Genomic DNA, 4,872 nt, shown 5'->3' on the forward strand with positions numbered 1-4,872 from the left:
GGTGCAACCTCTGTTGCACCCGCGACTCCGATTAGAGACCCCATAGGGCCTGGATTCGGATAAAGCGGATGGTCTTGAAGTTGACTTGTCAAGAAAGCACCATGTGCTCGTTAAAACGTGGCGGGAACTAAAGTTCCCTATATTCACTCTAAACCGTCTTGTGCTCCAAGATTCAGATCCGAAGATCAAAACCTCTCGCTAAGCGCGGTTCCTCGAATCACTTGGCCCGGCTGGGTTCCGTGATTCTCGTTACTCACTGTTCAGTTTTCAAAGAACAAACTCGTTAATCTTATTAGGTGTTACCCGATCTTACTCGTGTGCCCCGCTCGCTTGTTTCGCTCCCAGCAGCAACTCTTATATATTAGCATGTCTTTTTTCGTTTTGCAAGTCTTTTTTTGAAATTATTTTTCAGCTTCTTGCGAAACCTGTTATTCATTTCAATCAAAGGCTGCTCCGCAAATCCAAACATCCGGTCAAGCCTCAACTCGACTGGACTTTTAGTATAGCACTGTCCTATAGGGTTTTCAAGCCCTTCACCAATATTTTTTACGCTGCGCAACATTCCTGCCCTCCGCCACCTCCGCAGAAGCTGTCCCGTACGTAAGAACACAAAAAAGTGGGCGCTCGGCGCCCGCTTTCGGATCCTCTTTTACACCGCTTAATGTTGCGCTTCTCCCCGATCCTCCAACCTCAAGCTTTGGCCGTGTCGTATTCATAGCAAGGGTAAGAACCGAGCACGCGAACCTGACAGCCCAGCGCCTGAACTTCCTGGAGCGCGGCCTGAAACAAAATCGAATCGTCCGGCACCAGCACGTCCATATAGAAGTAGTAGCTGCCGAGCTTCTTTTTGGTGGGACGGGATTCGATACGCGACAGGTTGAGCCTTCTCCAGGCAAAAGCCGACAGCACCTGGTGCAGCGCGCCCGCGTAATCTTCCGGCAAAATGACCTGTACGCTCGTCTTCCGGTGCTCGCTCGGCTTGGAAGAGGCGAACGGTTCGGGACCGATCAGGACGAAGCGCGTGTAATTGTTATCGTGATCCGTCACTTTTTCCGCCAAAATGTCCAGACCGTAACGCTCGGCGCCGAGGCGGGTCGAAAAAGCGGCCCAACCGCTGCCCGGGTGCGCCGCCGCCTGAGCCGCGCCTTCGGCGGTACTGCTCGCATTTTCCAACTCCGCATGCGGCAGACGCTCCGAAATAAACGTTCGGCATTGGGCAATGGCTACCGGGTGCGACAGCACTTTGCGTATTTTGGAAAAGTCGACGGCTCCGTCAGCTCCGGCAAACTCTTCCCGTCGTCCGACCAGATTCTGAATCGACGGGTAGACCCACTCGGCTTGCATCGGGATATCCACTTCATTGACGAGCCAATCCATATGAAGGCTGACCGAACCTTCGATCGTGTTCTCGATCGGAATGACCGCATAATCGGCTTTCCCGTTCACGACCGACAGGAACACTTCGGAAATGACTTTGTAATGCACCAACTGAACGGGTTGGTCTCCGACCAGATAGTCGACCGCTTCGTGGGACACCGATCCGGCCGGAAGCAGCGCAATGCGTTTCCTCATGACAAATCTCCTTCGATTGCGGGCAGCAGCAGATCTTCGGGATTCCGAATTTCGCATACGGCGCCTTCCAGATCCGGTTCAAGCCACAGGGTGCGGGCTTCGATCCCGTTTTCCCGCATGACCTGCCGCATGAATGCTTCGAGACGTTCGTGCCGGCCGTCTTCGCGATCGACCAGCGCCAGCAGCGTCGGCCCGGCTCCGCTCAAGGCCGCGCCAAGCGCTCCATGCTCGGAAGCTTCCGCCAAAATCCGTTCCATCCCCGGCACGAGCGCGGCCCGGTACGGCTGGTGAATCCGGTCGCGCATCGCGAACTGCAGCAGATCAAGCCTGCCCGAAGCCAGCGCGGCGGTGAGCAGCGACGAACGGCTGATATTGTACACGGCATCTTGCAAGCTGAGCTGATCCGGCAAAACCGCGCGCGCGGCCGAAGTCGCCAATTCGAATTCGGGGATCAGCGCCAGCACGCGAAGATTCCGGGGCGGTTCGATCCGCACGTAATCGGCATGTTCGCCGTCCCACGCCGCCGCGACGATCCCGCCGAACAGCGAGGCGCCGACATTGTCGGGATGGCGTTCAAGGCCCGTGGCGAGATCGAACAACCGCTCTTTGGAGAGCGGCGTTGCGACGAGGGCGTTGGCTGCGACCATGCCCGCGATAATGGCGGAAGCGCTGCTGCCGAGTCCGCGCGTCAGCGGAATATCGGAACGCATGCCGATCGCAAGCTCCGGCGCTTCTTCGCCTGCCGCTTCGAACACGAGCCGTGCGACTTTGTAAATAAGATTGTTGCGGTCGGTCGGGATTCCTTCAAAACCTTCGCCTTCAAAATGGACGGTCGTCCGCTCCGCGCGGCGCATCTCGACCCAGATATACAGGGAAAGCGACATGCCGAGCGTATCGAACCCCGGTCCCAGGTTAGCCGTGCTGGCCGGCACTCTGACCCGTACCGACCCGGCGCTTGCGTTATTCATGTTCCCGCTCCTTCCGACTTATCCTTCGACCCGATATACGCTGACGACCCTGCGGACCACTTCGAGTTCGTTGAATCGTCTCAACACTTTATCGATGCTTTCCTTGCTCGCCTTATGCGTGACGATAACGATCTCCGCGTTCGGATTCAGCTCGTTGGGCTGCTGGACGACGGACGCGAGACTGACTTCGTATTCGGTAAAAATTTGCGTGATGCGCGCAAGCACGCCCGCTTTATCGTCCACATGCAGCAAAATGAAGTTTTTGAACGAAATTTCCGCGTCGTTTTTGAGCCTTTTCGGTTTGTGCGGCGCGATATGCTTGAGGCCGTTCACGCCAAGACGCAGGTTTTTGATCACGGAGACGAGGTCTGCGACTACGGAAGTGGCTGTCGGCATCTCCCCGGCTCCCGCTCCGTAGAACATCGTCTCGCCTACCGCTTCGCCGTGCACATACACCGCGTTGAATACGCCGTTGACGGACGCGATCGGATGCGAAGCTTTGACCATTGTCGGCTGCACGCTGATGGAGATGGCGTCATCTTCGCGATCGGCGATGCCGAGCAGCTTGATCACGTACCCGAGATTGCGGGCATACGCGATATCGGCCTGGCTGACGCTGGAGATGCCTTTTACGCTGACGTCGGCCAGTTCCACGTTCGTACGGAACCCGAGTGTGCCGAGAATGGTCATCTTGCGCGCGGCATCCAGTCCTTCGACGTCGGACGTCGGATCGGACTCGGCGTATCCGAGCTGCTGCGCTTCCGTCAGTACGTCCTCGTAGGACACGCCTTCTTTGCTCATCTTGGTCAGCATGTAGTTGGTCGTTCCGTTGACGATGCCCATGATCTTCGTAATGCGGTCCGACGAAAAGCCTTCGATCAAAGTCCGGATAATCGGGATGCCCCCCGCTACGCTCGCTTCATAAAAGACGTCACACTTCATCTCCTGGGCTTTGGCCAAAATCTCGGTCCCGTACAGCGCCATCAAATCTTTGTTCGCCGTGACGATATGCTTGCCGCGGGCGAGCGCTTCGAGAATATAGGTACGGGTCTGTTCGACGCCGCCCATCACTTCCACGATCACGTCGATCTCCGGATCATGGATAACTTCCCACGGATCGTCGGTCAACCTGGAAGGATCGATCGGAATGCTGCGTGCCTTGTCCCGGTCTTTGACGGAAATTTTCTCGATCACGATCGGCGAGCCGACCTGTCCGCTCAAGTCTTCCTGGTGCATGTCCACGATGCGCACGACGCCCGTTCCGACCGTTCCGAGACCGAGCAGTCCTACTTTTATCGGCTTGTTACTCACGTGCATGTTCCTCCCCGTCCCTATGCAGTCGCCGCTTTGGCAATCGTACCGCCGCATCACGCTGCTTGTTCCGATTTCACTACTGGTTCCGTCTGCGATCAGCCCTGCCCGATAACGACGACCCGGCTGACGCCCGCCACCGATTCCAGCGCAGCTGTCAAGCCGCTCAGCTCATCGTGCAGCCGCGACGTTTCTACCGATAATACCACATTTGCCGTGCCCTGCAGCGGGATGCTCTGGTTGATCGTCAGCACGTTCCCTCCGCTCTCGGCGATCAGGCCCAACACTTTGAACAGGACACCCGCCCGGTGTTCCAGCAGCAGCGACAGCGTCACGAGCCTCTCCCGATCCAGCTGGTTCACTTGATGGATACCGTCTTTGTACTTGTAAAAAGCGCTCCGGCTGATGCCCGCGATCGCGACCGCTTCGTTAACCGTCTTCGCCTGGCCGCCCGCAAGCAGCTCCTTCACGTGCAGCGTCTTCAGAATCGCTTCAGGCAAAATGTCTTCTCTAGCCAGATAATAACGCTCTTTCATAGTAACGTCCTCTCCTTAAAGACTGATGTTTTCATATAGCGGACATTATATCGAAGAAACCGACCCAGCGTCAACCCTTTGCACCAAAAAAGTTACCCCCCGCGTCAATCTCCCCCCTGAATCCTGCCCTTTTTTAACGCAAAAAGCGAAGGACTTCTCCCTTCCGGGAGCTCCTTCGCTTGATTCCTTGCTTGTGTCTTTTTTTGCCCTTGGGCTCTTATTGATCGCACAGGGGCCGGGTAGGGCCGCGCCTGCGATCCTTTTCCCCGCTCTGCGATCGCACAGCGGCCGAGTAGGACCGCGCCTGCGATCCTTTCTCCCGCCCCAATCTCTCCCCGAGCCCGGGAACGAGGCGAGGGAATATTTTCCCCTCCCCCCGCCCAGGCGAGCGGTTTGCGATTGGAGCGACTTTTGGCTTTCCCCTTACTGCCGGAATCGATTAGAGTCCGCAGCGGAAAACAACCCGGAGCGACAAGCGCAAACCG

General features: G+C 57.0%; 5 protein-coding genes. All 5 read right to left on the bottom strand.

The annotated features are described in order from the left end of the window. Positions 1–361: 361 nt before the first annotated feature. Positions 362–562, bottom strand: coding sequence for a hypothetical protein (locus FTE24_RS16750; protein WP_150233510.1), 201 nt, complete (start codon positions 560–562; stop codon positions 362–364). A 128-nt stretch (positions 563–690) separates the two neighbouring features. Next, positions 691–1,572, bottom strand: a complete 882-nt coding sequence (gene pheA, locus FTE24_RS16755) for a prephenate dehydratase (RefSeq protein WP_150233508.1) — start codon at positions 1,570–1,572, stop codon at positions 691–693. Further along, positions 1,569–2,540, bottom strand: a complete 972-nt coding sequence (thrB, locus tag FTE24_RS16760) for a homoserine kinase (RefSeq protein ID WP_150233506.1) — start codon at positions 2,538–2,540, stop codon at positions 1,569–1,571. The genes pheA and thrB overlap by 4 nt, the downstream gene beginning before the upstream one ends. 18 nt (positions 2,541–2,558) lie before the next feature. Continuing rightward, a complete protein-coding gene (locus FTE24_RS16765) occupies positions 2,559–3,851 on the bottom strand; it encodes a homoserine dehydrogenase (protein ID WP_337190065.1) in 1,293 nt (430 codons plus the stop codon). A gap of 98 nt (positions 3,852–3,949) precedes the next feature. Next, the gene (locus FTE24_RS16770; RefSeq protein ID WP_141446468.1) at positions 3,950–4,387 is read right to left on the bottom strand and encodes an ACT domain-containing protein; all 438 of its coding nucleotides are present in this window, start codon (positions 4,385–4,387) and stop codon (positions 3,950–3,952) included. Positions 4,388–4,872: the final 485 nt, after the last annotated feature.

Source organism: Saccharibacillus sp. WB 17, from assembly GCF_008634075.2.
In the GTDB taxonomy this organism is placed as follows: domain Bacteria; phylum Bacillota; class Bacilli; order Paenibacillales; family Paenibacillaceae; genus Saccharibacillus; species Saccharibacillus brassicae.

What these genes read in the sequence shown, in the direction of transcription:
- FTE24_RS16750 (WP_150233510.1), bottom strand. Translation starts at nt 562, where the DNA reads ATGTTGCGCAGCGTAAAAAATATTGGTGAAGGGCTTGAAAACCCTATA.
- pheA (WP_150233508.1), bottom strand. Translation starts at nt 1,572, where the DNA reads ATGAGGAAACGCATTGCGCTGCTTCCGGCCGGATCGGTGTCCCACGAA.
- thrB (WP_150233506.1), bottom strand. Translation starts at nt 2,540, where the DNA reads ATGAATAACGCAAGCGCCGGGTCGGTACGGGTCAGAGTGCCGGCCAGC.
- FTE24_RS16770 (WP_141446468.1), bottom strand. Translation starts at nt 4,387, where the DNA reads ATGAAAGAGCGTTATTATCTGGCTAGAGAAGACATTTTGCCTGAAGCG.